The sequence below is a fragment of the Streptomyces sp. NPDC057743 genome, from assembly GCF_042798755.1.
In the GTDB taxonomy this organism is placed as follows: Bacteria; Actinomycetota; Actinomycetes; order Streptomycetales; family Streptomycetaceae; genus Streptomyces.
This window is the reverse complement of the sequence record NZ_JBHVJX010000039.1, coordinates 20,271-46,612: the sequence shown is the minus strand read 5'-3', so window position 1 is coordinate 46,612 and position 26,342 is coordinate 20,271. Positions and strand designations below refer to the sequence as shown.

Below are 26,342 nucleotides of genomic sequence, written 5' to 3'. Positions count from 1 at the left end.
GTGCAGGCCCGACCGGCAAGGAGACCAGCCCAAGTGTCCGTCTTGACGAAGATCATGCGTGCAGGCGAAGGAAAGATCCTGCGCAGACTGCACCGCATCGCGGGCCAGGTGAACTCCATCGAAGAGGACTTCGCGGCCCTCTCCGACGCCGAGCTGCGGGCGCTCACCGACGAGTACAAGCAGCGTTTCGCCGACGGCGAATCCCTCGACGACCTGCTGCCCGAGGCGTTCGCCACGGTCCGCGAGGCCGCCAAGCGCGTGCTCGGCCAGCGGCACTACGACGTCCAGCTCATGGGCGGCGCGGCGCTGCACCTCGGCTATGTCGCGGAGATGAAGACCGGTGAGGGCAAGACCCTGGTCGGTACCCTCCCGGCGTATCTGAACGCGCTGTCCGGCGAGGGCGTCCACCTGATCACGGTCAACGACTACTTGGCCGAGCGTGACTCCGAAATGATGGGCCGGGTCCACAAGTTCCTGGGCCTGACGGTCGGCTGCATCCTGGCCGACATGACGCCGGCTCAGCGCCGCGAGCAGTACAACTGCGACATCACCTACGGCACCAACAACGAGTTCGGCTTCGACTACCTGCGCGACAACATGGCGTGGTCGAAGGACGAACTGGTCCAGCGGGGCCACAACTTCGCGATCGTCGACGAGGTCGACTCGATCCTCGTGGACGAGGCCCGTACGCCGTTGATCATCTCCGGTCCGGCGGACTCGGCCACCAAGTGGTACGGCGACTTCGCCAAGTTGGTGCAGCGCCTGAAGCGGGGCGAGCCGGCCAACCCGCAGCGCGGTATCGAGGAGTCCGGCGACTACGACGTCGACGAGAAGAAGCGCACCGTCGGCATCCACGAGTCCGGCGTCAGCAAGGTCGAGGACTGGCTGGGCATCGACAACCTCTACGAGTCGGTGAACACCCCGCTGGTCGGCTACCTCAACAACGCGATCAAGGCCAAGGAGCTGTTCAAGCTCGACAAGGACTACGTCGTCATCGACGGCGAGGTCATGATCGTCGACGAGCACACCGGTCGTATCCTCGCCGGTCGCCGCTACAACGAGGGCATGCACCAGGCCATCGAGGCCAAGGAGGGGGTGGAGATCAAGGACGAGAACCAGACGCTCGCCACCATCACCCTCCAGAACTTCTTCCGCCTCTACAACAAGCTCTCCGGCATGACCGGTACGGCCATGACCGAGGCCGCGGAGTTCCACCAGATCTACAAGCTGGGCGTCGTCCCGATCCCGACGAACCGCCCGATGGTCCGCAAGGACCAGGCCGACCTGATCTACCGCACCGAGCCCGCGAAGTTCGACGCGGTCGTCGAGGACATCGCCGAGAAGCACGGGAAGGGCCAGCCGATCCTGGTCGGCACCACCTCGGTCGAGAAGTCCGAGTACCTCTCGCAGCAGCTCAAGAAGCGCGGCATCGCCCACGAGGTGCTCAACGCCAAGCAGCACGACCGGGAGGCGACGATCGTCGCCCAGGCCGGCCGCAAGGGCGCGGTGACGGTCGCCACCAACATGGCCGGCCGCGGTACGGACATCAAGCTCGGCGGCAACCCCGACGACCTCGCCGAGACCGAGCTGCGCCAGGCGGGGCTGGACCCGGTCGAGCACGTGGAGGAGTGGGCGGCCGCGCTGCCCGGCGCCCTGGAGCGTGCCGAGGCGGCCGTCAAGGCGGAGTTCGAGGAGGTCAAGGAGCTCGGCGGGCTCTACGTCCTGGGCACCGAGCGGCACGAGTCGCGGCGGATCGACAACCAGCTGCGCGGTCGTTCCGGCCGGCAGGGCGACCCGGGCGAGTCGCGGTTCTACCTCTCCCTGGGCGACGACCTGATGCGGCTGTTCAAGGCGCAGATGGTCGAGCGCGTCATGGCGATGGCCAACGTGCCCGACGACGTGCCGATCGAGAACAAGATGGTGACGCGGGCGATCGCCTCCGCCCAATCGCAGGTCGAGCAGCAGAACTTCGAGACCCGCAAGAACGTCCTGAAGTACGACGAGGTCCTCAACCGCCAGCGCGAGGTCATCTACGGCGAGCGGCGCCGCGTCCTGGAGGGCGAGGACCTCCAGGAGCAGATCAAGCACTTCATGGACGACACCATCGACGCCTACATCCAGGCCGAGACCGTCGAGGGCTTCGCCGAGGAGTGGGACCTGGACCGCCTGTGGGGCGCGTTCAAGCAGCTCTACCCGGTCAAGGTGAGCATCGAGGAGCTGGAGGAGGAGGCCGGCGACCGCGCGGGCCTGACCTCGGAGTTCATCGCGGACGCCATCAAGGACGACATCCACGAGCAGTACGCGGCCCGTGAGGAGCAGCTCGGCTCGGAGATCATGCGGGAGCTGGAGCGGCGCGTGGTGCTGTCCGTCCTGGACCGCAAGTGGCGCGAGCACCTCTACGAGATGGACTACCTCCAGGAGGGCATCGGCCTGCGGGCGATGGCCCAGAAGGACCCGCTGGTCGAGTACCAGCGCGAGGGCTTCGACATGTTCACCGCGATGATGGAGGGCATCAAGGAGGAGTCCGTCGGCTACCTGTTCAACCTGGAGGTCCAGGTGGAGCAGCAGGTCGAGGAGGTCCCGGTGGAGGAGTCCGGGGAGCAGGTCGAGGCGGCGCAGGGCGGCGGGGAGGCCGTTGTGGCGGCGGCCGGCGCGGGGCGCCCGGAGATCCACGCCAAGGGCCTGGAGGCGCCGCAGCGTCCGGACCGGCTGCACTTCACCGCGCCGAAGGTCGACGGCGACGGCAGCGTCATCGAGGGCGACTTCGTCAGCGACCTGGAGGCCGACGGGCCGGCGCGCTCGGAGGCCGACGGGCTGACCCGCGCGGAGCGGCGCAAGGCGCAGAAGGGCGGCGGGCGGCGCCGCAAGAAGTAGCCGACCACCGAGCACCGCGCGAAGGGCGCCTGGCCACCGGGTCGGGCGCCCTTCGCGCTGCCTGGGGGCGGTGTCGTGCGGCGTGCCGTCAGGGGCGGGGGCCGAGGTCGAGGGCGGCGCAGCGCCAGCGGGCGTCGGCGCCCCGTTCCAGGCGGAACGCCAGGGCGCGCAGCCGGGCGCCGGTGGTGATCCGGGCGAACGCCTCGATGATGCCTTCGCGGGGGCGGCACAGGCCGCAGGCGTGCAGGGCCGGGACGGGGGCGCGCAGGCCGGGGGCGACGTAGGGGCGCAGTGGGGTCAGCGGGGCGAGTTCGGCGAGCCGGTCGTAGGCGTCGGGGAGGGTGTGGCCGAGGAGGGCGTGGACGGGGCGCTGGCCGCTGAGGGTGAGCAGGAGTTGGTGGGCGAACCAGAAGTGCGGCCGGTTCTCGTGGGCGTGGCGCTGGGCGCCGGGGGTGGGGAGCGCGGGGGCGGCGGAACTGGGGCCGCGCTGCGCGGAGTTGCGGGTGAGGTATGGGGTGCGGGTGGGGCCGCGGTTGCCAAAGGAGCCGGGGCCGCGGCCCGCGGGCCCGTTGGGTCGGCGGGTGCCGCGGCGGGCCGGAGGGGCGGTGCGCCGCGGGGTGGTGAGCGGCGGCACGGGGCGGGTGGCGGCGCTGGGAGCGGCCGGGGCGTCGGGGGTGCGGTCGGTGGGGGAGCGGCGGGGCCCAGGGACGGTCGGGGCGGGCGCCTCGGCATAGCGCGCGGTCGGTGCCGTGGCGCCGGTCGGTGCGGTGTTCTCGCTGGTCGGTTCGTTCATCGCGGTGCCCCCTCAGGCCGGGCCCGGAGCGTTTACCGGGCGGTAGCTTGTGGTGAGCGATCTTGTCGGCGGGGCGCCGGCATCAGCAAGGCGTCCGGCGGGCCGGGTAGCGGCGGTCGATTTTCACCCGTCCGTGGCGCGGGCCCGGGATCACGGGGCGGGCCCGGGACGGTGCGGGGACGGTGGCCCGGCGGCCCGAGGGGAACGCGGGCGGCACGAAGGGGGACGCACCGCCGTATGCTGGCGGGGCATTGTTCTGGATCTAGCGAGAGCGGCTGTTATGCGTGTCTACGTCCCCCTGACGCTTTCCGGGCTCGCTGAGGCGCACAAGAGCGGCGAGCTGGCGGCCGGTCCGCTGCTCGCGTACGCCGTCACGCCCGCGCTGCGGGAGTGGTACGTGTCGGACGACATCGAGGAGCTGGAGTACGCGGCGCTGAACCGCGCGGCGCAGGCGTCGCTGCGGCTGCTGGCCGGCCACCCGGACGCGGCGCGGCGGCGCGTCGTGGTGGCGGTGGACGTGCCGGAGCGGAGCGCGGCGGTGGACCCGGACCGCGGGCTGGACCAGTCCGCGCTGGGTGAGGTGCGGATCGCCGGGCCGGTGCCGCTGGCGAAGGCCGCGGCGGTGCACGTGGACTCCGCGGACGCCGAGGAGGACGTGGCGGCGGCCGCGGCGATGCTGGGCGCGGCCGATCTCGGCGACGACGACGCGCAGTTCACGGTGGACGGCGCCGAGGACCACGACCTGATGTGGTTCGGGGTGCAGGAGATCCCGCAGTTGCTGGGGTGACGACCGGTCCGGCGGGCCCGACGCGACCCGGCGCCGTTGTCAGTGGCGGCGGGTACGGTCTTTCCCATGGCATTCGCACGGGGGGAAGGACCGGACGACATGAGGAAGCCCGCCACACACATCGTGTGGGACTGGAACGGCACCCTGTTCCACGACATCGACGCCGTGATCGCGGCGACCAACTCCGCCTTCGCGGAGATCGGTCTGGAGCCGATCACGCTGGAGCGCTACCGCGAGCTGTACTGCGTGCCGGTGCCGCGGTTCTACGAGCGGCTGATGGGCCGGCTGCCGACCGAGGCCGAGTGGCTGGTGATGGACGCGGCCTTCCAGCGGCACTACACCGAGCACCGGGCGGGGTGCGGGCTGGCCGACGGCGCGGTGGCGCTGCTGGAGTCGTGGCAGGCGGCCGGGCGGAGCCAGTCGATCCTCAGCCTGTTCGGCCATGACGAGCTGATACCCCTGGTGCGGGGCCTGGGCATCGCCTCCCACTTCGTCCGGATCGAGGGCCGCAGGGGACCGTCCGGCGGGTCGAAGAGCGCGCACATGGTGGGGCACCTGGCGGCCCTGGAGGGCGTCGACCCGGGGCGCACGGTGGTGATCGGGGACGCCGTCGACGATGCGATCGCCGCCCGGGACGCGGGCGCCCATGCGGTGCTCTACACCGGTGGATCGCACAGCCGCAGCAGCCTGGCGGTCGCCGGGGCGCCGGTGGTGGACAGCCTGGCCGAGGCCGTGCAGGTCGCGGAGGAGCTCGCCGCGTAGGGCGCGGAGTCCGGGCGGCGGCTAGGCATACGACACCCCGGCGGTCCGTTGTCCAGAAGGGCTAAGTTAGAGGTGTGGTTTTACGTGCACGGCGCATAACCGGCCACTTGCCGGGAGCGATAGCCTTGCACCGTGATCAGCGCGATAGCCCGCGGGGGTGGCAAGGCCCCCGCCGTGCGCCCGGGACACCACCGTGACCGGGCGACCGCTGATCGTTGCGGCCGCCAATCCATGTCGACTTCGTCAAAACTCGTCGACGACGGCGCGGCCTTTCCCCATCGCGGCATAGCGTCGACAGCGACAGGACACCCCGCGTCGCGGTGGCGTTGTGCGGCCTCATCGGATTTCTTCCACAACGTCACGCAACGGCGCGCGACAGGAGCCAGAGGACATGCAGACCAAGCTGGACGAAGCCAAGAACGAGCTGCTCGCGAGGGCTGCCCGGGTAGGTGAGAGCAGCCCGGCCGGGGGCACCCCGGTCCGCGGGCTGGACCCGGACACCCTCGCCGGATACCTCCAGCGCTACTACCTGCACACCGCCCCCGAGGACCTCGCAGACCGCGATCCGGTCGACGTTTTCGGCGCCGCGCTCTCCCACTACCGCCTCGCCGAGCACCGGCCGCAGGGCACTGCGAATGTGCGGGTGCACACCCCGACCGTCGAGGAGAACGGCTGGACGTGCAGCCACTCCGTCGTCGAGGTGATCACCGACGACATGCCGTTCCTGGTCGACTCGGTCACCAACGAGCTCTCGCGGCAGGGGCGCGGCATCCATGTCGTGATCCACCCGCAGCTGACCGTCCGCCGGGACGTTGCCGGCAAGCTGATCGAGGTCCTCGACGCGGGCAGCGAGATCCACGGCCCCAACGGCCGTGCCAAGGCCACCGAGTTGCCGCACGACGCGGTCGTCGAGTCCTGGATCCACGTCGAGATCGACCGCGAGACCGACAGGGAGGACCTCAAGCAGATCACCGCGGATCTGCTGCGGGTGCTCTCCGACGTCCGCGAGGCGGTCGAGGACTGGGACAAGATGCGCTCCGCGTCGCTGCGGATCGCCGAGGAACTGCCCGACGAGCCGATCGCCGACGACATCCGCGCCGAGGACGTCGAGGAGGCCCGGGAGCTGCTGCGCTGGCTCTCCGACGACCACTTCACCTTCCTCGGCTACCGCGAGTACGAGCTGGCCACCGCCCCCGGCGACGACGGCGACGACGAGGACGTCCTGTCCGCCGTGCCCGGCACCGGCCTCGGCATCCTGCGCTCCGACCCCGCGCACCGGGAGAGCGACGCCGGCCACCCGGTCTCGCCGTCCTTCAACCGGCTGCCCGCGGACGCCCGTTCCAAGGCCCGCGAGCACAAGCTGCTGATCCTCACCAAGGCCAACAGCCGCGCCACCGTGCACCGCCCCTCCTACCTCGACTACGTCGGCGTGAAGAAGTTCGACAAGGAGGGCAACGTCACCGGGGAGCGGCGCTTCCTGGGTCTGTTCTCCTCGGCGGCGTACACCGAGTCCGTCCGCCGGGTGCCGGTGATCCGCCGCAAGGTCGCCGAGGTCCTGCAGGGCGCCGGCTTCAGCCCGAACAGCCACGACGGCCGCGACCTGCTCCAGATCCTGGAGACCTACCCGCGCGACGAGCTGTTCCAGACCCCGCCGGACCAGCTGCGGACCATCGCCACCAGCGTGCTCTACCTCCAAGAGCGCCGCCGGCTGCGGCTCTACCTCCGCCAGGACGAGTACGGCCGCTACTACTCCGCCCTCGTCTACCTCCCGCGGGACCGCTACACCACCGCCGTCCGGCTGCGGCTGATCGACATCCTCAAGGAGGAACTGGGCGGCACCAGCGTCGACTTCACCGCCTGGAACACCGAATCGGTCCTCTCCCGGCTGCACTTCCTCATCCGCGTCGAGCCGGGCACCCGCCTGCCCGAGCTCACCGACGCGGACGTGGACCGCATCGAGGCCCGCCTGGTGGAGGCCGCCCGCTCCTGGGCCGACGGCTTCGCCGAGGCGCTGACCGCCGAGGTCGGCGAGGAGCGCGCCGCCGAGCTGCTGCGCCGCTACGCGCACGCCTTCCCCGAGGGCTACAAGGCCGACAACAGCCCGCGCGCCGCGGTCGCCGACCTCACGCACCTGGAGAAGCTCACCGGGGAGCCCGGCCGGGACTTCTCGGTCAGCCTCTACGAGCCGGTCAACGCCGCGCCCGGCGAGCGCCGGTTCAAGATCTACCGCCGCGGCGAGCCGGTCTCGCTGTCGAAGGTGCTGCCGGGCCTGAACCGCCTGGGCGTCGAGGTCGTCGACGAGCGCCCGCACGAGCTGCGCCGCGCCGACGCCACTCTCGCCTGGATCTACGACTTCGGTCTGCGGATGCCCGAGCACGTCACGGGGGACGACGCCCGCGAGCGCTTCCAGGACGCGTTCACCGCGGTGTGGACGGGCGCCGCGGAGAGCGACAACTTCAACAAGCTGGTGCTCCGCGCCGGCCTCGACTGGCGCCAGGCGATGGTGCTCCGCGCCTACGCCAAGTACCTGCGGCAGGCCGGCTCGACCTTCAGCCAGACGTACATGGAGGACACCCTCTCCAACAACGTCCACACCACCCGGCTGTTGGTCTCGCTCTTCGAGGCGCGGATGTCGCCGGAGCGGCAGAGCGCCGGCACCGAGCTGATCGACGGGCTGCTGGAGGAGCTGGACGGCGCCCTGGACCAGGTCGCCTCCCTGGACGAGGACCGCATCCTGCGCGCCTTCCTCACCGTCATCAAGGCGACCCTGCGCACCAACCACTACCAGAAGGACAGCGCGGGCAACTGGCGCCCGTACCTGTCCATGAAGCTGGACCCGCAGGCCATCCCCGACCTGCCGGCGCCCCGCCCGGCGTACGAGATCTGGGTGTACTCGCCCCGCGTCGAGGGCGTCCACCTGCGGTTCGGCAAGGTCGCGCGCGGCGGTCTGCGCTGGTCGGACCGGCGGGAGGACTTCCGCACCGAGATCCTCGGCCTGGTCAAGGCGCAGATGGTGAAGAACACCGTCATCGTGCCGGTCGGCGCCAAGGGCGGCTTCGTCGGCAAGCAGCTGCCGGACCCGGCGCAGGACCGGGACGCGTGGCTGGCCGAGGGCATCGCCAGCTACAAGACCTTCATCTCCGGCCTGTTGGACATCACCGACAACCTCGTCGGCGGCCAGGTCGTCCCGCCCAAGGACATCGTCCGGCACGACGAGGACGACACCTACCTGGTGGTCGCCGCCGACAAGGGCACCGCGACGTTCTCCGACATCGCCAACGAGGTCGCCGAGTCCTACGGCTTCTGGCTGGGCGACGCGTTCGCCTCCGGCGGCAGCGCCGGCTACGACCACAAGGGCATGGGCATCACCGCCCGCGGCGCCTGGGAGTCGGTCAAGCGGCACTTCCGGGAGCTGGGCCACGACACCCAGACCCAGGACTTCACCGTCGTCGGCGTCGGCGACATGTCCGGCGACGTCTTCGGCAACGGCATGCTGCTCAGCGAGCACATCCGGCTGGTGGCCGCCTTCGACCACCGGCACATCTTCCTCGACCCCAAGCCCGACGCGGCGACCTCCTACGCCGAGCGCCGCCGGCTGTTCGAGCTGCCGCGCTCCTCGTGGGCGGACTACAACACCGAACTGCTCTCGCAGGGCGGCGGGATCCACCCGCGGTCGGCCAAGTCCATCCCGATCAACGCCCAGGTGCGGGCGGCCCTCGGCATCGAGCCCGGCGTGAAGAAGATGACGCCGGCCGACCTGATGCAGGCCATCCTCAAGGCCCCGGTCGACCTCCTGTGGAACGGCGGCATCGGCACGTATGTGAAGGCGTCGACGGAGTCGCAGGCCGACGTGGGCGACAAGTCCAACGACGCGATCCGGGTCAACGGCGAGGACCTGCGGGTCAAGGTCGTCGGCGAGGGCGGCAACCTGGGCCTGACCCAGCTCGGCCGGATCGAGTTCGCCGCCGCCGGCGGGAAGATCAACACCGACGCGATCGACAACAGCGCCGGCGTGGACACCTCCGACCACGAGGTGAACATCAAGATCCTGCTCAACTCCGTCGTCTCCGACGGCGACATGACGGTCAAGCAGCGCAACAAGCTGCTGGCGCAGATGACCGACGAGGTCGGCGCGCTGGTGCTGCGCAACAACTACGCGCAGAACACCGCGCTGGCGCTGGCCATCGCCCAGTCCTCCAGCATGCTCCACGCCCAGCAGCGCTTCATGCGCCGCCTGGTGCGCGACGGGCATCTGGACCGGGCGCTGGAGTTCCTGCCCACCGACCGGCAGATCCGCGAGCGGCTCAGCGCCGGGCGCGGCCTGACCCAGCCGGAGACCGCGGTCCTGCTCGCCTACACCAAGATCACCGTCGCCGACGCGCTGATCCAGACCGGGCTGCCGGACGACCCCTACCTCCAGCACCTGCTGCACGCCTACTTCCCCACCGCGCTGCGGGAGGACTTCACCGGCCAGGTCGACGGGCACGCGCTGCGCCGCGAGATCGTCACCACGGTGCTGGTCAACGACACCGTCAACACCGGCGGGACCAGCTTCCTGCACCGGATGCGGGAGGAGACCGGGGCGTCGCTGGAGGAGGTCGTCCGGGCGCACACCGCGGCCCGCGCGATCTTCCGCCTGGGCCAGGTCTGGGACGACGTCGAGGCGTTGGACAACGTGGTCGCCGCCGACGTGCAGACCCGGATCCGGCTGCACTCGCGCCGGTTGGTCGAGCGCGGCACCCGCTGGCTGCTCAACAACCGCCGCCAGCCGCTGGAGCTGTCCGGGACGATCGACTTCTTCGCGGAGCGGGTGGCGCAGGTCTGGGCCGAGCTGCCGAAGCTGCTCCAGGGCGGCGACCTGGAGTGGTACCAGACGATCCTGGAGGAGCTGACCGACGCCGGGGTGCCCGAGCCGCTGGCCGTCCAGGTCTCCGGCTTCTCCTCGGTCTTCCCGGCGCTGGACATCGTCGCCATCGCGGACCGCACCGGCAAGGAGCCGCTGGCCGTCGCGGAGGTCTACTACGACCTCGGTGACCGGCTGCGGATCAACCAACTGCTGGACCGGATCCTGGAGTTGCCGCGGAACGACCGCTGGCAGTCGATGGCCCGGGCCTCGATCCGCGAGGACCTCTTCGCCGCGCACGCCGCGCTCACCTCGGACGTGCTGGCCGTGGGCAACGGCTCGGCGACGCCGGAGGAGCGGTTCAAGGCGTGGGAGGAGGCCAACATGGCGATCCTGACGCGGGCCCGGGCCACGCTGGAGGAGATCCACGGGTCCGAGGGCTTCGATCTGGCGAATCTGTCGGTGGCCATGCGGACGATGCGGACGTTGCTGCGGACGCATAGCTGAGGCGGGTGGGGTGGCGCCCCTGGCGGCGCCGGCCCCCGTTGTCCGCAAGCGCCGGACGGGCTGTTGATGCCTGTCCGGCGCTTGTTTTTGTGGCTGTGGCGGCGTGTGGGGGCGCGGGAGGTGGGCCCGTGCGGGCCGGGGTATCGCTGCGCTCGTCCTCAAACGCCGGACGGGCTGGATTTGGCGCCAGGCCGGACTGGATGCGGCGCCAGGTCGGGCTGGATCTGGTGCCAGGCTGGGTTGGATTTGGCGTCAGGCCGGGCTGGATATGGGGCCAGGCCGGCTGGATACGGCGCCAGGCCGGGGTGGACGTAGCGCCGACCGGCCCGAACATGGCGCCGGCTCGGGCGGAGCGTTGTGGTTACGCCCCCGTGAAGTCCTCGTAGGCCGCCAGGACTTCTTCGGTGGGGCCGTCCATCCGCAGGATGCCCTTTTCCAGCCACAGGACGCGGTCGCAGGTGTCGCGGATCGAGTTGTTGTTGTGGCTGACGAGGAAGACCGTGCCGGCCTCCTCGCGCAGTTCGCGGATGCGGGCCTCGGAGCGCTTCTGGAAGGCCCGGTCGCCGGTGGCCAGCGCCTCGTCGATGAGCAGCACGTCGTGGTCCTTGGCGGCCGCGATGGAGAACCGCAGCCGGGCCGCCATACCGGACGAGTAGGTGCGCATCGGCAGGGAGATGAAGTCGCCCTTCTCGTTGATGCCGGAGAAGTCGACGATGTCGTCGTAGCGCTCGTGGACCTGTTCGCGGGACATGCCCATGGCCAGGCCGCCGAGGATGACGTTCTTCTCGCCCGTCAGGTCGTTCATCAGGGCCGCGTTGACGCCCAGCAGCGAGGGCTGGCCGTGGGTGTAGACCTTGCCGCGCTCGGCGGGCAGCAGCCCGGCGATCGCCTGGAGCAGGGTGGACTTGCCGGAGCCGTTGGAGCCGATCAGGCCGATCGACTCGCCCTTGTGGGCGGTGAAGGAGACGCCCTTGACGGCGTGCACCTCGCGCACGCTGGTGGAGGGGCCGCGGCGGATGATGCGGTTGAGCGCCGCGGTGGCGCTGCCCTTGCCGGCGCCGGTGCCGTAGACCCGGTAGACGATGTGCAGGTCGTCGGCGATCACGGTCGGGGCGCGGTGCTCGTCCGGCACCGTGGGCCGGGCCGCGTCGTCGGGGTTGGTCATGAAGTCAGCCACGTCCGTACCGCTCCTCCGCCTTCCAGAAGTACACATAGCCGGCGACCCCGGCCAGCAGCGCCCAGCCGGCCGCGAACGCCCAGACGTGCGGCGGCAGTTGGTGCTTGGTGAAGCTGTCGATCAGGGCGAAGCGCATCAGGTCGATGTAGACCGCGGCGGGGTTGCCGTTCAGCAGCACCACCACGAACTGCGGGAGGTGCTTGCCCTTGACGATGAGGCTGATGCTGAACATCACGCCGGACGCGTACATCCACGTCCGCATGATGAAGGGCATCAGCTGCGCCAGGTCCGGGGTGCGCGAGCCGAGCCGGGCCATGATCATCGCCAGGCCGGTGTTGAAGATGAACTGGAGCGTCAGGGCCGGGAAGACCAGGAGCCAGGACCCGGTCGGCACCTGCCCGAAGGCCAGCAGGATGACCAGCAACACGGCCATGGAGTACAGCAGTTGCTGGAGCTGGGCCAGGCAGAAGGAGATCGGTAGGCAGGCGCGGGGGAAGTGCAGGGCGCGCACCAGGCCGAGGTTGCCGGAGATCGCCCGGGTGCCGGCCATCACCGAGTTCTGCAGGAAGGTGAAGACGAAGACGCCGGTGACCAGGTAGGGGATGTAGTCCGGGACGCCCTTCTTGGTGCCGATCAGCACGCCGAAGATCAAGTAGTAGACGCCGGCGTTGAGCAGCGGGGTGATCACCTGCCAGAGCTGGCCGAGCTTGGCGGTGGTGTACATCGCGGTGAGCTTGGCGGTGGCGAACGAGGTGATGAAGTGCCGCCGGTGCCAGAGCTGCCGGGTGTATTCCGGCAGCGAGGGGCGGGCGCCGCTCACGGTGAGGCCGTGGCGCTCGGCCAGGGCGCGCAGCTCCGGGTCGGGGGCGGCGTCGGGGCCGGCCGGCCGGGCGGGGGCCGGGGGCGCGAGGGTCTGGGGCATGGGGGCGCTTTCGCTTTCGTACGGGGACGTCAGAGTCCGGTCACGCGGGCGTCAGAGTCCGGTGCGACGATGGAACGGGTCCGTATCGTCGTGACGTCGACAGTAGGGCGGGTGCACGTCGAAACGCAACCGTTGCGTCGTACCGCTAGGATCAAGGCATGGCAAAGAACGGCACCGAGAGTGCGTCAGGCCCGGCGGTGACCGGGGCGCGTCGGGCCCCGGCGGGCGCCGCCGTGCTGCGGGAGGACAAGACGGCCGCGATCCGCGCGGCGGTCTTCGAGGAGCTGGCCGCGGTCGGCTTCGCCCGGATGTCGATCGAGGGCATCGCCCGCCGGGCCGGCGTGGGCAAGACCGCCGTCTACCGGCGCTGGCGCTCCAAGCTGCACCTGGTCCTGGACGTGGTGTCGGCGGTGGCGATGGCCGGGCTGCCGGCCCCGGACACCGGGGCGCTGCGCGGCGATGTGCGGATGCTGCTGGAGGTCGCGGCGCGGGCGCTGCGGCACCCGATGGCCTCGCAGATCATCCCGGACCTGCTGGCCGAGGCGGCGCGCAGCCCGGAGTTGGCCGCGGCGCTGAAGACCGCGCTGCACGACAGTCAGGAGGGCGTCGCGGCGGCGGTGGTGGCGCGGGCGGTGGAGCGCGGCGAGCTGTCCACGGACGTGGATTCCCGGCTGGCGCTCGACCTGCTGACCGGGCCGCTGTACTGGCGGCTGCTGGTGACCCGCGACGAGCTGCCCGCGGGGTACCTCGACGCGCTGGCCGGCTCGGTGACGGCGGCGCTGGGCGCGGAGTAGCGGAGCGGGGGCGGCGCCGGGGGAGCCTCGACGGCCGGGTGGTCCGGAGAAAAGACCGGCAAACAGGGGCATTTCGGTAGCGCGGGATCGTCGTCGCCCGCAAATACTGGTCACGTGCCCCGGCCAGGACCGTCAGGACCGTCGATTTCTCGCCGCCGGTTGCTTCAGGCCACCGGCGGTGTCGTCCTCGCGGGCACCGCGGGCACCGGGGTGTGGGCCTGGCTCTCGCCCGACGCGAGTCGCCCGCCTGCGCCGGCCCGCGAGCAGGAGTCCGCCGAGGAGCCGGACGAGCAGGTGTTCCTGCACGTCATCGCGCACCCCGACGACGGGCTGTTCTTCATGAACCCGGGGCTGGAGCAGGCCATCCGCAGCGGCGCCCGGACCGTCACGGTCTGTCTGACCGGCGGCGAGTCCGACGGCCGGAACGCGCCCAACCACACCGCCCTGCACGACCACGTGGTCCCCGACCGGTCGGCGTTCGCCCGGGCCCGGACCAACGGGCTGCTCGCCGCGCACGCCAAGATGGCCACCGGCGACCCGGGGAGCGTCTGGGACGCCGAGGCCCGCACCCTGCTGCCCGGCTTCCAGGTGGAGGTGCAGACCCTACGGGCCGCCCCGCAGCACCAGTTGGTCTTCGTGGAGCTGGTCGAGGCCCGCGCGGTCTACCAGCCGCGCGCCACCAGCCTGCGCGGCCTCTGGCTCGGCGTGGTCGACGCGCTGCCGACGCTGCGCCCCGAGGGCAGCCCGGTCCAACGGCAGTTCCGTTACCGCCGCGAGGAGGTGACCGACACCCTGGTCGCGGTCCTGGACTGGGTCCGGCCCACCGTCGTGCGCACCCTGGACCCCAACGCGGTGCACTCCGACAAGAAGCCGCTGCCGCCCCCCGACCCCCGGTTGGCCGGCCTGCGCTACTTCGACCACCAGGACCACACCGCCTCCGCCCACTTCACCCAGGCCGCGCTGGCCCGCTACTGGGGCCGCGGCCGCCCCGTCCCCACCGTCGTGGAGAGCTACCTCGGCTACGAACTCGGCGTGCTGCCCGGCGACTTGGACCCCTCCACGGTCCGCCGCAAGGCCGGGACGCTGAACATCTACGGCTGGGCCGACCACCGGCGCTGCGCCGACCCGGCCGGCTGCGGCGACCGCAAGGTCGGCGGCACGGCGCTGGGCGGCAGCCCACGCAGCTGGACCCGCAGCACCCGGCTGCGCGCCCCCGGCTCCAACTCCTGGGTGCGGCCGGCCCGGGACGGGCGGCTGACCGCCTTCGCGGTGCTCGCCGGCGCCGCGTACGGCTGGGCGGAGACCCGGCCGGGCAGCGGGCGGTTCGGCGCCCCGGTGCGGATCGGCGGGGAGCTGCTCCAGGGCCAGTTGCACGTGGTGCGGCACCCGGACGGAGCCCTGCAACTCTTCGCCTCCCGGACGATCCTGCCGGGGCCGGACACCGAGCACCGCCGCGAACTGGTCGCGGCGCGGCAGACCGGGACCGGGCGGGACGGGGTGCCGACCTTCGGCCCGTGGGAGTCGCTGGGCTCGCCGGACCCGGCCCCGGTCCGGTCGCTGGAGATCGGCTTCCCGGCCGCGGTGGCGGCCCCGGACGGCACCGTGCACCTCTTCGTGCGGACCTGGGACGGCGGGATCGGCCACCGCAGCGGGCCGCACGGCGGGCAGTGGTCGCCGTGGGACCGGCTGGAGGGGCCGGCCGGCGTCGGCACCCTCACGGCGTCCCCGCAGATCGTGGACGGCATCGACGCCTGCGTGGACTCCGACGGGCTGGTCCACCTGGTCGCGCCCAGCGTCCGGACGGTGCAGCACTGGGTGTCCAAGGAGCCGGGGGCCGTGCCCCGGCCGGGCGCGACGACCGGGCTGCCGGAGCCGGGCGGGCCGATCAGCATCGTCCCGTTGGCCGGCGGGCTGGTGCGGATCGCCTACCGGCAGTCGGGGACCGCGCGGGTGCTGCTCGCGGAGCGGCAGCGGGCGCTCGGCACCTGGCGGGTCTCCGGGCAGTGCGAACGGGCCGGCGGCTTCGGGCGGGTGGCGCTGGCGCCGGCCGGCGGCGCCGACCGGATGGTGCTGGCCGCCCGGGACGACGCCGGGGACGTCCGGGTGGCGATGGCCCAGGCGGGGCCCAAGCCCTGGCAGCGCTGCCGGCTGCCGCACTCGGCGGCGGCCGGGGTGGCGCACGACGCGGCCGGCCGGGCGGTGTTGGTCGCGCTCGGCAACGACGGCCGGCTGTACGCGGCCCGGCAGGGCAGGGCCGGGCAGACCGCGCCGTTCCGGGGCTGGCGGGCTCAGGCCGGATCGCCGGAGCGCACCGGCGGCTCGGGCTGACCGGCCGCGGCGCGCCGCCGGGCCGGGGGCCGCAGGATCCGCCGGGAGACCACGAAGGTGACCGGCAGCGCCAGCAGCGCCGCGGCCAGCGGCGCCGCCACGCTGTCCATCCCCAGCCAGCTCACCAGCGCCACCAGACCGGCGCTCTGCACCGCGTAGTTGGTGACCTGGGTCAGCGGGAAGAGCAGGAACTTCTTCCAGGTGGGGCGGGTGCGGTAGGTGAAGTAGGTGTTGAGGAAGAACGAGCCGACCAGGCTGAGGACGAACCCGGCGGTGTAGGCGGCGAAGTACGGCAGCAGCCGGTGCAGCGGCAGGTAACAGGCGTAGAACGTCCCGGTGTTGACGACGCCGACGGCCGTGAACCGGACCACCTGGCCCCAGGGGAGGGCCGCGGCCGGGCCGCGCATCACCGGGGCCGCGGGCCGGCGGCGGCGGTTCCCGACGGGGTCGGCGCGTGCACCGGGGCGGGGGCGGGCGCGGCGCCGTCGCTCTCCTTGACCAGGAAGTGCGGCCGCCGCTTGGTCTCGTAGTAGATCCGCCCGATGTACTCGCCGATCAGCCCGAGCATCACCATCTGCACGCCGCCCAGCCCGACGACGATGGCCACCAGCGTGACGTAGCCGGGCGCGGTGACCCCGCCGACGAGGGCCGCGCCGACGACCCACAGGGCGTAGAGCGCGGCGAGTAAGGCCAGGCCGAGGCCGGCGTAGAGGGCGGCGCGCAGCGGGCGGCAGTTGAAGGAGATCATCCCGTCGATGCCGTAGTTGACCAGGGAGCCGAAGCGCCACTTGGTCTCGCCGGCCCCCCGGGCGGCGTTGCGGTAGTCGAAGCTGACGGTGTCGAAGCCGATCCAGGAGAACAGCCCCTTGGAGAAGCGGTTGTACTCGGGCAGCGAGAGCAGCGCGTCCACCGCCTTGCGGGACAGCAGCCGGAAGTCGCCCGCGCCGTCGACCAGTTCGACGTCGATCCAGGTGTTGACGGCGCGGTAGTAGAGCCGGCTGAGGACGGTGCGCAGGTGCCGGTCGCCGTCCCGGCTGCGGCGGGCGATGACCTGGTCGTGGCCGAGCTGGTAGAGGTCGAGCATCTTCTCGATCAGCTCCGGCGGGTGCTGGAGGTCGGCGTCCATGATGATCACCGCGTCGCCGGTGGCCGCCCTGAGGCCGGCCAACATCGCCGGTTCCTTGCCGAAGTTGCGACTGAAGGAGAGGTAGCGGGTGGTGCCGCGGTGTTGGTGGGCGAGGGCGCGCAACCGGGGCAGGGTCCCGTCCAGGCTGCCGTCGTCCACGTAACACAGCTCGTACTCGACGGCGAGGCCGTTCAGCACCGCGCGCAGCTCTTCGTCGAAGCGGCCTATCACGGCTTCTTCGTTGTAGCAGGGGACGACGATGGAGAGCTTCATGGGCGGGCCTTTTCGCCGGGGACAGGGGGCGGCTGAGGCGGCCGTCCCCTGAAAGGCAGTTTTACAAATGAGGGCGAAACGCACTATTCGGGCGGGCGGTGTGGAGGAAGGGGCGGCCGCGGCGGGTCGCCCCGACTCCGGCCACCGCGGCCAGCGCCAGCGCCCCGGCCCCGCTCGCCGCCAGCCCCGCCGTCAGCCCCGGCGGGGCGTAGCCGCAGCTCAGCCGGGTCGCGCCGGCGCGCAGCGGGACGGCCATCAGCCCGCCGAGCGTCCCGGGGGAGCGAGCCGGCCCGCCGTCCACCGAACAGCTCCATCCGGGCACCGCCGGCAGGGCGAGCACCGCGGTCCCGGCGGCCCCCGGGCGCAGCGTCGCCGTCAGGTCGTGGCCGCCCGCGGTGAGCCTGGTCGGCCCCTCCAGGGACCGCACCGCCGCGGCCAGCCGGCCCGGGGCGAGACAGCCGACGGCCCGCTCGGGCACGTACGGGCGGCCGGGCCCGGCGAAGTGCACCGTGACCACCCCGTCGGCCGGCACGGTGCCCAGTCGCCGCAGCGGATTGGCGGTGACGTCCCAGCGGCCCACCGCCCGGGTCGGTCCGTCCGGCCCGGTGACCTCCCCGGTGAACCACGGTGCGTACCAGAGCGCCAGGCTGCCCGGGGTGCAGTGCGCGGTGAAGGCGGTCCCGGTGCTCGGCGCGGTCACCGCGCCGGCGCCCGCGGCGGGCAGGGGCTGGTCCGGCAGTAGCCAGCCGCCCGGGGCCCGCTGGGGGGCCGGGCCCGGGCCGGGGGTCAGGCGCGGCACCTCGTAGACGCGGGCGCCCAACACCCGTTCCTGGCGGGCGAAGACGGTGTCCGGGGCGCTGGCCGGCGCCGGCAGCGGGCCGCGCCGCACGGTCAGCAGCGGCGCCGGCCGGCCCCGCTCGACGACGTACGCGCCGCGTGGCCCGCCCGGCACCGGTGGCACCTGGGCGCTGCGCACCGCCAGCAGCGCCCGCCCCACCGGGTCCTCGAAGCTGAGCGTGTGCCGCCCTCGGATGTACCAGCCGGCGCCCAGCCCGTGCAGCGTCCGGGCGGTCGCCGCGGGGACGTAGCTGCTGTAGTAGGCGCCGCCCTCGCCGCCGAGCAGCAGCGGGTCGTTGTCGGCGAACTCGTGCGGGCCCGGGTCCGTGCGGGAGCGCGGCCAGTCGTCGCGGGCGGTCAGCCCCCGGCGGGCCGCCAGCGCCCCCGGGGAGAGCGTCAACTTCGGCTGGAACCAGGGGATGTGGGACCGCTCGACGGTCACCGTGAACGCCGTGTACGCCGCGCCGAGGGTGCCGGCGCACAGCAGTGCCGCGGTGACCACCGCCCGGGCCCGGGGCCGCCGGGCGAGGCGGGCCCACGCCGGCAGCGCCGCCAGTACCACCGCCCCGACGCCGACCACCACGACCCAGGCCGCCGAGCCCATCACCCCGCGGTCCCGGCAGCACACCAGCAGCGCCGCGACCAGCGCCGCCCCCGCGGCCAGCTCCCGCCCCCGCGGGCGGGCCGCCAGCGCCAGCCAGGCGATCATCACCAGCACCCCGCCGAGCGCGAACCCGGCCCGGTACGGGCTCCCGTTGGGCAGCGCCAGGCCGTGCCACAGCAGGATCGTCGGCTTCCACACGAACGAGGCGCCGATGCCCAGCGCCAGCAGCGACCAGCCGATCCGGGCCCGGGCCGGCACCGCCCGCACGAACGGGAAGGCGGCCACCAGCAGCAGCGCCGGCACCCCGACGAAGACGTTCGGCGCCGGCGCCCCGCCGTGCCCGCCCGAGAGCAGCCGCGCCACCTGGTCCAGCAGCGGCGGCGCGCCCCTGTACACCGCCTCCGGCGGCGGCTGTGCGGCCCGGCTGGCCCGGAACGTCACGGTGAGCACCGGCGCGACCAGCGCGATCCCGACCGCCACCATCGCTGCCGCCCGGCCCACCACCTGCCCGCCCGTCGCCCGACCTCCACCCCCAGAAGAGGGCGCTACGCGCCCACGCCCTTCGGGTGTGCCCTCCCCGACCAGCAGCCGTACCGACAGCACCAGCCCGGTCGCCAGGGTGGCCATCGCCGCCGTGTAGAAGTTCCCGGCCCAGGCGAGCGCCACCAGCAGCGTCCCGGCGACCCAGTGCACCCGCCGCAGGCACCAGTCCGCGGCGATCCCCAGCAGCGGCAGCGAGACCAGCCCCCACATCCACATCGGGTCGGCGTGCCCGTCGTTCACCACCCAGCCGCACAGCCCGTACCCGAGGCCCAGCAGCGCCCGCAGCGCGCCGGGCCCGGGCCGCAGCCGCCCCAGCAGGACGGTCATCAGCGCCGCGCCCAGCCCGATGCTCCCCAGCGTCACCAGGAACACCGGCAGGTCCACCAGCGCCCGCGGGAAGAGGCCCACCAGCAGCGAGAGGGGGTTCAGCAGATACGTGACGAAGTCCGCCAGGAAGGGCACGCCGTAGCCGCTGCCCCAGTTGAAGAACAGGTCGCCGTGGGCGGTGCCGTGCAGCAGGTCCCACAACCGGGCGTGGAAGGGCACGAATTGGTTGCCCAGGTCGTTGACGGCACGGGAGCGCGGCCCGAACGGATAGCCGCCGTAGGCGGCCAGGGCCAGGCAGTACGCCCCCATGGACAGCAGTGCCGCGAGGCCGGGGGCGGCCAGGCGTCGGGCCCGGGCCGCGGGTGTGGCGCGCGTCGCGCCGGGTGGGGTCCGGGCAACCTCCCGGGTCCGGACCCCCTCTTGGGGTGCGGAAGGTGTCGGGCTCACCGCGCTCCTTCCAGGTCGGCGCGCAGCCGCGCACAGACAGGCAGCGAACGAGTTATATGGCCTTGATGTCTCGTTGGTCCGTTTTACCTCGGAGGGGGCGGGGTAGGGCGAGGACCCGCAGAAAGGAACGGAGGCCACGCTTCCCGTGCCCCAGAACCCCGCCGTCGACGACGGTGACCAGCGCCCCGCAGCGCCGACCGTCACCGTGATCGTGCCGGTCCACAACACCCACCGCTACCTCGACCGCAGCCTCGGCTCGGTCTTCGCCCAGACCCTCGACCGGCACCGCATCGAGATCATCGCCGTCGACGACGGCTCCACCGACGGCAGCGGCGCCTGGCTGGACGAGGCCGCCGCCGCCCACCCCCACCTCACCGTCCTCCACCAGCCGCCCTCCGGCGGCGCCGGCAAGCCCCGCAACGTCGGCCTGGACCACGCCACCGGCGACTACGTCTTCTTCCTCGACTCCGACGACCACCTCGGCCCCGAGGCCCTGGAGCGCCTGGTCGCGATGGCCGAGGAGCACGGCTCCGACGTCGTCTACGGCCGCATCGTCGGCGCCGGCGGCCGCGGCGCCCCCGTCGACCTGCGCACCACCAGCCCCCGCGTCTCGATCTACGACTCGCCGGTCTACTGGACCCTGGCCGCCTACAAGCTCTTCCGCCGCTCCTTCGTCGAGCGCCACGGGCTGCGCTTCGTCGAGGGCCGGCTGCTCGCCGAGGACCTCCCCTTCGGCATCACCGCCCTGCTGCGCGCCGAGGTCGTCTCCGTCGTCGCCGACTACGACTGCTACTACCTGTACGGCCGGGACGACGACAGCAACGCCTCCCGCCAGGACGTGGACTGGCCCGCCTATCTCGCCTACATCGGCACCGTCCTGGCCGACCTCGCCGCCGAGGTCCCGCCGGGACCGGACCGCGACAGACTCCTGGTCCGCCACTTCCACGGCGAGATACTCATGCCGTTCGCGGCCCCCTACCTCGCCCGGGACGAAGCCGGCCGGCGCGCCATGCGCGAGGCCGCCCGCCCCCTCGTTGACGCCTACCTCACCGACCGGGTGCTCGCCGCCCTCCCGCCCGGCCTGCGGCTGCGCGCCCACTGCCTGCGCGCCGGCCTCGACGCCGAACTGGACGCCGTCGTCGCCGCCGACGCCGGCCCCGACCGCACCCCGGGCCCGCCCCGCCTCGACGACGGCCGCGCCTACGCCGCCTACCCGCACTTCCGCGACCCGGACCACCCGCTTCCGGACGCCCTCTTCGACCTCACCGACCGGATCGCGGTCCACCAGTGCCTCGACGGCGTCCAGTGGATCGGCGGCGTCCTCCACCTCCGCGGCACCGCCACCCTGCGCACCGTCGGCGCCGACGCCGTCGACCTCGTCCTGCACCGCAGCGGCGCCCACCACCGCATCCCCGCCACCTACGGCCCCGACGGCGACACCTGGCACGCCGCCCTCGACCCGGCCACCGCGGCCGGCGGCGCCCCCCTGGCGGACGGCGTCTGGGCGCTGAAGCTGGGGATCACCGCGCACGGCACCCCGGACACCGACGCCCCGGCCCCCGCCGTCCGCCGCGAGGTCTGGCTCGTCCCCGAGGGCGGCGGCCCGGTCACCGACACCGCCCCCCGCGTCATCAGCCACGGCCCCCAAGGCCCCACCGTCGCCGCCCTGTTCCTCTCCTCCCCGCACGGCCACCTCCACCTCGACCTGGACCACGACGGCGCCCGCCGCCCGCTCGGCGCCGACCTGCACGGCACCGCCGCCCGCACCCGCACCGGCCGCACCACCGTCGCCGCCGGCCTCACCCTCCCCGGCTGTCCCGTCGACGCCACCCTCCAGTTCGTGCTGCGGGACGCCACCCGCACCGTGGCCCTGCGCACCACCGTCGAGCGCGCCGCCGGCGACCGCTACCGCGCCCACGCCCGGCTGCGCGGCGGCCCCCCGGGCACCTGGCGGGTCGCCCTCCGCCTCACCGCCGGCGCCCTCCGCCGCGAACTCCCGGTCCAAGTCGCCGACGGAGGCGGCCCGTTGACCCTCACGGTGCCGGGCGCGCGCCGCTGACGACCGGAGGTGGCCGGGCCGCCCCGCCGAACGAGGCGGAGCGGCCCGGCCGTTGCGTGTGCCGCGCGGTTTGGCGCGATCTTGGCGCTCTCCCGATAGCCGCACGACAGTTAGTTGTTCTATAACAGATAGAACAATCGCCTGGAGCGGTCGGCGCGAGCACGTCTCGGCTCACCGCCTCAACTCCCAGGGGGAATCCATGCGTTCACGCACTCCTCGGCGCGGCAGGACGCTCGCCGCGCTCGCCGCGGCGGCCGCCGTCGTCGCCGGCCCGGCATTAAGCGCACCCGCCGCGTCCGCCGCCCCGCGGGCCGCCGCCCTGGTGCCCGCCGTGGACCGCGAGATCCAGTTCACCGCGGACGGCACCACCGCCTACGGCACGGTGCACATCCCCGCCCACCGATCCGGCCGCAAGCTGGCCGCGGCGCTGCTGATCCCCGGCAGCGGACCGAGCGACCGCAACGGCGACCAGCCGCCAGCCCTCACCCCGCACACCCTGTCCCTGCTCGCGGACGCGCTCGGCCAGGACGGCGTGATGAGCCTGCGGTTCGACAAGTACGGCACCGGGAAGACCGGCCTGGGCGGCCGGCACCGCGCCCCCGACATGGCCGCCTACACCCGCCAGGCGGTGGCCGCCTACCGCACCCTGCGCGCCCAACCGGAGGCCGATCCGCGCGCCCTGCTCGTCGTCGGGCACAGCGAGGGCGGGCTCCAGGCGCTGCTCGTCGACCGCGCGGTGCCGGCCAAGCCCGCCGGCCTCGCGCTCCTCGCCCCGCAGGACCTGCGCCTGCTGGACATGCTGGGCTTCCAACTGGCGGACGGCCTGGACCGGCAGGTCGCCGCCGGCCAACTCACGCCGGCGCAGGCGACGTTGAACAAGGCCGGCGTCGCCAGGGCCATCGCCGACTTCCGCGCCGGGCGCCCGGTCGACACCTCCGGGCTGCTGCCCGCCCTCGCCACCCTCCTGGGCGGCGTGTTCGGACCGGTCAACGCGGACTTCGTCCGCAGCGACGACGCCCTCTACCCGCCGTCCGTCGCCCGCGGCGTCGCGCCCGGCACCCGCACCCTGGTCACCTGCGGCACGGCGGACACCCAGGTGCCATGCTCCACCACGCCGCCGCTGCGCGCCGCCCTGGCCGCGGCCGGCACCACCGGACCCGGGCTGCGGGTCCTGCCCGGCATCGACCACGTCCTGCACCCCGCCGGGACCCCGACCAACGACCCGATGCTCGCCCCCGCCGCGCGACGGGCCCTGCACGACTTCGTCCGCCCCTGGCGACCGCGCCCGACGGGCAACACCGCCGGCCCGGCCGCGTAACGACGAAACCGCCCGCCCCCGGAAGACGGGGCGGGCGGTTTCGCAGGCAGGGAGGGCGTCAGCCCCGGCGGGTCTCAGGCGTGGTGATGCTGCCAGCCGGCCCACGCCGAGGTGATCATGGCGCGGACGTCGTGCCGGGCCTGCCAGCCCAGCTCCTTGGTGATCCGGTCGGCGGCCGCCACCACGCGGGCCGGGTCGCCGGCCCGCCGCGGGGTGACCTCGGGCACCACGCCCTGGTACCCGGTGACCTCGGCGATCAGGTCCACCATCTCGCGGACCGAAACGCCCTCGCCCCGGCCGATGTTGAGCGTCAGATCCCGCACCGGGCCCGGCTCGGCCAGCGCCCGGGCGGCCGCGACATGGGCGTCGGCGAGGTCCGCGACGTGGATGTAGTCGCGGATGCAGGTGCCGTCGGGGGTGTCGTAGTCGTCGCCGAAGATGCGCGGCGCGGCGCCCTGCGTGAGCCGCTCGAAGACCATCGGGACGATGTTGAAGACCCCGGTGTCGGCCAGCTCCGGGGCGGCCGCGCCGGCGACGTTGAAGTACCGCAGGCAGGCGGTGGAGATGCCGTGGGCCTTGCCGACCGCGCGCGCCATCCACTCGCCGACCAGCTTGGTCTCGCCGTACGGGTTGATCGGCACGCAGGGCGTGTCCTCGGTGACCAGGTCCACGTCCGGCATGCCGTAGACGGCGGCGGAGGAGGAGAACACCAGGCGCGGCACGCCACCGGCGGCCATCGCCTCCAGGAGCGTCTGCAGGCCGTGGACGTTCTCGCGGTAGTAGTGCAGCGGCAGCTCAACGGACTCGCCGACCTGCTTCTTCGCGGCCAGGTGGACGACGTCGGTGATGCCGTGCTCGGCGATCGTGGCGTCCAGCAGCGCGCGGTCGAGCGTCGAGCCGACGATCAGGGGCACGTCCTCGGGGACCCGGGCGCGGACGCCCGTCGTCAGATCGTCGAGGACGACAACCGACTCGCCGGCCTGCCGCAGGGCCCTTACGACATGGGAGCCGATGTAACCGGCACCACCCGTGATCAGGTAAGACATAGCGCCAATCCTAGGCTGGGAACAGAGGGACAGGGGTGCCCGGGTCAGCGGTGCAGCTTCCGGGCGGCGATCCGCCAGACGCTGCGCGGCCCGGACGCCACCCGCAACGACAGGGCACCGCCGGTCGTCACATACGGCTGGGCGAGCAGCACCACATGGCGCCGACTGGGCAGCACCCGACGCGTCAGACCACTGCCCACGGCCCGCAGGCCGACGCCGATCGTGGTGCCGTCCGTGCAGGTCAGCCGCGCCGACAGGTCCCACGGCTCGGGGTCGGCGGGCCGCGCCCCGGGCAGCTCGATCAGCGGGGCGAGGTCCAGCCCCACCGACGCCGTCCAGGCGGTGCCGTCGGCGGCGGGGGTGAGGGTGGCGGTGTAGACGGGGCCGGGCTGGCCGTCGCGCCGCCGGTGCAGCGCGACCTCGACGCTGACCGGGCCGGCCGCGGCCACCGTGCCGTACAGGTCGTGCACGCGCAGCCGCAGCAGACCGCCGCTGGCGCCCAGCACCGGATCGGCGTCCACCGTCACCGGCAGCCGCGGCGACGCCGCGAACCCCGGCACGTCCTCGTCCGCGGCATCCGCCCCGTCCTCGGCACCCAGGCCGTCCAGGGGCACCTCCGGCAGCTCCGCCGACCACACCGGGCCGCCGTCGGGACCCGTCGCATACGGCGGCAGCAGCCGGCCGGGACGCGCCGCGAGCTGGGTCAGCCGGTCCAGGTCGCGCGGGGCAGCGGAGGCCAGGATGACCCGAGCCAGCCAGCGGGCCGGGGCGTGCGCGGCGCGCAGCTCGGCCTCCTCGAACGACGCCAGGTGCTCGCGGGTCAGCCGCCACCACTCGCCCTGGTAGTCCGCGCCGCGGGTATGCAGCTCCCGGACGTACATCCGCAGGTCGTGGTCGAGGAACTTGGTGGCCGCGGCCCGCGCCAGACCGCCGCGCCCGGCATCGCGCAGGATCGTCAGGACCGTGCGGTGCGCCTCGATGCGCTGCCGCCAGTTCGCGACGTCCTTGCGGTCCAGGGAGATCGACTGCTTGGCCGCGGCCCGCCGGACATGCCAGACATAGACGGTGTCGGGGACGGTGGCGATCTTCGGGGCGGCGGCCAGCACCCGGGCGGTGAAGACGAAGTCCTCGTAGTGGTAGCGGCCCTCGGGGAAGGCGATGCCGTGGTCGACGAGGAAGGCACGGTCGTAGAGCTTGTTGACGCACAGGGTGTCGCGGACCAACTGCGGCGCCGCGTCCGGGCTGTCGTGCACGGTCGGCTCGCGGTACAGGCCGGGCTGCCAGGGAACGTCCCGGCGGGCCGGCAGCTCCCGGCGCACACAGGCGCCCGCGGTGACCGCCGCCTGGTGCTCCTGCGCCGCGGCCAGCAGGGCCGGCACCGCGCCCGACGGCAGCACGTCGTCGCTGTCCAGGAACATCACGAAGCGGCCGGCGGCGGCCCGCAGCCCGTCGTTGCGCGGGGACCCGCACCCCCCGCTGTTCTCGCCCCGGTGCAGCACCCGAAGCCGCGGCTCGGAGCGGGCCAGGGCGTCCAGGGTCGCGCCGGTGCCGTCGGTGGAGGCGTCGTCCACCGCGATCACCTCGGCGACGGCGTCCCCCTGCGCGAGCGCGGAGCGCACCGCGTCGGCCACGTGCCCGGCGTCGTTGAACGCGATGACGACGACGCTGACCTGTGCGGTGGGCGTGAGGATGGGCCCAGGCTGTGGCTCAAGGGCTTCATTCACAGTCACTAAATCTACATTTCGTGTCGACAGCAGCTCTTGGCGCGAGCGGGTTTCGGACCCTGTTCATCAGGGTCAGAGGACGAAAACCACCGAGCGGTTGCACCGGCCACCCTCTTTTTCCGCCTCATTGCCGTCTCTTAACCCGCCGAGCCCCGGGACAGAGCCGTACGTTAACCCGCGCGAACGCCCCGCAAGGACGCCGGTACATGCTGTAACGACGCCGCCGCCGGCGGATGCCGATCCGGCCACCG

Annotated in this window: 16 protein-coding genes; 8 read left to right on the top strand and 8 right to left on the bottom strand. The window is 73.1% G+C overall.

What is annotated here, in order from left to right:
• Positions 1-33: 33 nt before the first annotated feature.
• Positions 34-2,874 (top strand): preprotein translocase subunit SecA, encoded by a 2,841-nt coding sequence (gene secA / locus ACFVFQ_RS32215; RefSeq protein ID WP_383422863.1) that lies wholly within the window; start codon positions 34-36, stop codon positions 2,872-2,874.
• Positions 2,875-2,962: 88 nt separating this feature from the next.
• Here secA and ACFVFQ_RS32210 read toward each other — a convergent pair whose 3' ends face one another.
• A complete protein-coding gene (locus tag ACFVFQ_RS32210) occupies positions 2,963-3,667 on the bottom strand; it encodes an Rv3235 family protein (RefSeq protein ID WP_383422861.1) in 705 nt (234 codons plus the stop codon).
• Positions 3,668-3,947: 280 nt separating this feature from the next.
• Here ACFVFQ_RS32210 and ACFVFQ_RS32205 point away from each other — a divergent pair, with 280 nt between their 5' ends.
• The 3 genes from ACFVFQ_RS32205 to ACFVFQ_RS32195 all read left to right on the top strand — a co-directional run bounded on the left by ACFVFQ_RS32205 (position 3,948) and on the right by ACFVFQ_RS32195 (position 10,566).
• A complete protein-coding gene (locus tag ACFVFQ_RS32205; RefSeq protein ID WP_383422859.1) occupies positions 3,948-4,454 on the top strand; it encodes a DUF6912 family protein in 507 nt (168 codons plus the stop codon).
• A gap of 99 nt (positions 4,455-4,553) precedes the next feature.
• Positions 4,554-5,216: an HAD family hydrolase gene (locus ACFVFQ_RS32200; RefSeq protein ID WP_383422857.1), complete on the top strand. Its 663-nt coding sequence runs from the start codon at positions 4,554-4,556 to the stop codon at positions 5,214-5,216.
• A gap of 391 nt (positions 5,217-5,607) precedes the next feature.
• A complete protein-coding gene (locus ACFVFQ_RS32195; RefSeq protein ID WP_383422855.1) occupies positions 5,608-10,566 on the top strand; it encodes an NAD-glutamate dehydrogenase in 4,959 nt (1,652 codons plus the stop codon).
• 361 nt (positions 10,567-10,927) lie between these two features.
• Here the strand turns inward: ACFVFQ_RS32195 and ACFVFQ_RS32190 are convergent, their stop codons facing one another.
• Together ACFVFQ_RS32190 and ACFVFQ_RS32185 are read right to left on the bottom strand one after the other, a co-directional pair.
• On the bottom strand, positions 10,928-11,731 hold the full coding sequence (locus ACFVFQ_RS32190; protein ID WP_383422893.1) for an ABC transporter ATP-binding protein: 804 nt from the start codon (positions 11,729-11,731) through the stop codon (positions 10,928-10,930).
• 4 nt (positions 11,732-11,735) lie between these two features.
• The gene (locus ACFVFQ_RS32185; RefSeq protein ID WP_383422854.1) at positions 11,736-12,665 is read right to left on the bottom strand and encodes an ABC transporter permease; all 930 of its coding nucleotides are present in this window, start codon (positions 12,663-12,665) and stop codon (positions 11,736-11,738) included.
• Positions 12,666-12,823: 158 nt separating this feature from the next.
• On the opposite strand from ACFVFQ_RS32185, the gene ACFVFQ_RS32180 reads away from it, so the two are divergent.
• Positions 12,824-13,459, top strand: coding sequence for a TetR/AcrR family transcriptional regulator (locus ACFVFQ_RS32180; protein ID WP_383422852.1), 636 nt, complete (start codon positions 12,824-12,826; stop codon positions 13,457-13,459).
• Positions 13,460-13,618: 159 nt separating this feature from the next.
• On the top strand, positions 13,619-15,787 hold the full coding sequence (locus ACFVFQ_RS32175) for a PIG-L family deacetylase (protein ID WP_383422850.1): 2,169 nt from the start codon (positions 13,619-13,621) through the stop codon (positions 15,785-15,787).
• On the opposite strand, the gene ACFVFQ_RS32170 is transcribed toward ACFVFQ_RS32175, so the two are convergent.
• The 3 genes from ACFVFQ_RS32170 to ACFVFQ_RS32160 all read right to left on the bottom strand — a co-directional run bounded on the left by ACFVFQ_RS32170 (position 15,748) and on the right by ACFVFQ_RS32160 (position 19,944).
• On the bottom strand, positions 15,748-16,194 hold the full coding sequence (locus ACFVFQ_RS32170; protein ID WP_383422848.1) for a GtrA family protein: 447 nt from the start codon (positions 16,192-16,194) through the stop codon (positions 15,748-15,750). The genes ACFVFQ_RS32175 and ACFVFQ_RS32170 overlap by 40 nt on opposite strands.
• Positions 16,194-17,186, bottom strand: a complete 993-nt coding sequence (locus ACFVFQ_RS32165) for a glycosyltransferase family 2 protein (protein WP_383422846.1) — start codon at positions 17,184-17,186, stop codon at positions 16,194-16,196. The genes ACFVFQ_RS32170 and ACFVFQ_RS32165 overlap by 1 nt, the downstream gene beginning before the upstream one ends.
• 61 nt (positions 17,187-17,247) lie before the next feature.
• Positions 17,248-19,944, bottom strand: a complete 2,697-nt coding sequence (locus ACFVFQ_RS32160) for a YfhO family protein (protein WP_383422844.1) — start codon at positions 19,942-19,944, stop codon at positions 17,248-17,250.
• A gap of 145 nt (positions 19,945-20,089) precedes the next feature.
• Between ACFVFQ_RS32160 and ACFVFQ_RS32155 the strand changes: the two genes are divergently transcribed.
• A complete protein-coding gene (locus ACFVFQ_RS32155) occupies positions 20,090-22,003 on the top strand; it encodes a glycosyltransferase family 2 protein (RefSeq protein WP_383422842.1) in 1,914 nt (637 codons plus the stop codon).
• A 199-nt stretch (positions 22,004-22,202) separates the two neighbouring features.
• Positions 22,203-23,321 (top strand): alpha/beta hydrolase, encoded by a 1,119-nt coding sequence (locus tag ACFVFQ_RS32150; RefSeq protein ID WP_383422840.1) that lies wholly within the window; start codon positions 22,203-22,205, stop codon positions 23,319-23,321.
• Positions 23,322-23,395: 74 nt separating this feature from the next.
• Here ACFVFQ_RS32150 and galE read toward each other — a convergent pair whose 3' ends face one another.
• Both galE and ACFVFQ_RS32140 read right to left on the bottom strand, forming a co-directional pair.
• Positions 23,396-24,367, bottom strand: coding sequence for a UDP-glucose 4-epimerase GalE (gene galE, locus ACFVFQ_RS32145; RefSeq protein ID WP_383422838.1), 972 nt, complete (start codon positions 24,365-24,367; stop codon positions 23,396-23,398).
• 44 nt (positions 24,368-24,411) lie between these two features.
• On the bottom strand, positions 24,412-26,091 hold the full coding sequence (locus ACFVFQ_RS32140; RefSeq protein WP_383422835.1) for a glycosyltransferase family 2 protein: 1,680 nt from the start codon (positions 26,089-26,091) through the stop codon (positions 24,412-24,414).
• Between the last annotated feature and the right edge of the window lie 251 nt (positions 26,092-26,342).

Bases quoted from the DNA above. Each gene is read 5' to 3' on its own strand.
- ACFVFQ_RS32210 (WP_383422861.1), bottom strand. From the start codon at position 3,667: ATGAACGAACCGACCAGCGAGAACACCGCACCGACCGGCGCCACGGCA.
- ACFVFQ_RS32205 (WP_383422859.1), top strand. From the start codon at position 3,948: ATGCGTGTCTACGTCCCCCTGACGCTTTCCGGGCTCGCTGAGGCGCAC.
- ACFVFQ_RS32200 (WP_383422857.1), top strand. From the start codon at position 4,554: ATGAGGAAGCCCGCCACACACATCGTGTGGGACTGGAACGGCACCCTG.
- ACFVFQ_RS32195 (WP_383422855.1), top strand. From the start codon at position 5,608: ATGCAGACCAAGCTGGACGAAGCCAAGAACGAGCTGCTCGCGAGGGCT.
- ACFVFQ_RS32190 (WP_383422893.1), bottom strand. From the start codon at position 11,731: ATGACCAACCCCGACGACGCGGCCCGGCCCACGGTGCCGGACGAGCAC.
- ACFVFQ_RS32185 (WP_383422854.1), bottom strand. From the start codon at position 12,665: ATGCCCCAGACCCTCGCGCCCCCGGCCCCCGCCCGGCCGGCCGGCCCC.
- ACFVFQ_RS32180 (WP_383422852.1), top strand. From the start codon at position 12,824: ATGGCAAAGAACGGCACCGAGAGTGCGTCAGGCCCGGCGGTGACCGGG.
- ACFVFQ_RS32170 (WP_383422848.1), bottom strand. From the start codon at position 16,194: ATGCGCGGCCCGGCCGCGGCCCTCCCCTGGGGCCAGGTGGTCCGGTTC.
- ACFVFQ_RS32165 (WP_383422846.1), bottom strand. From the start codon at position 17,186: ATGAAGCTCTCCATCGTCGTCCCCTGCTACAACGAAGAAGCCGTGATA.
- ACFVFQ_RS32150 (WP_383422840.1), top strand. From the start codon at position 22,203: ATGCGTTCACGCACTCCTCGGCGCGGCAGGACGCTCGCCGCGCTCGCC.
- galE (WP_383422838.1), bottom strand. From the start codon at position 24,367: ATGTCTTACCTGATCACGGGTGGTGCCGGTTACATCGGCTCCCATGTC.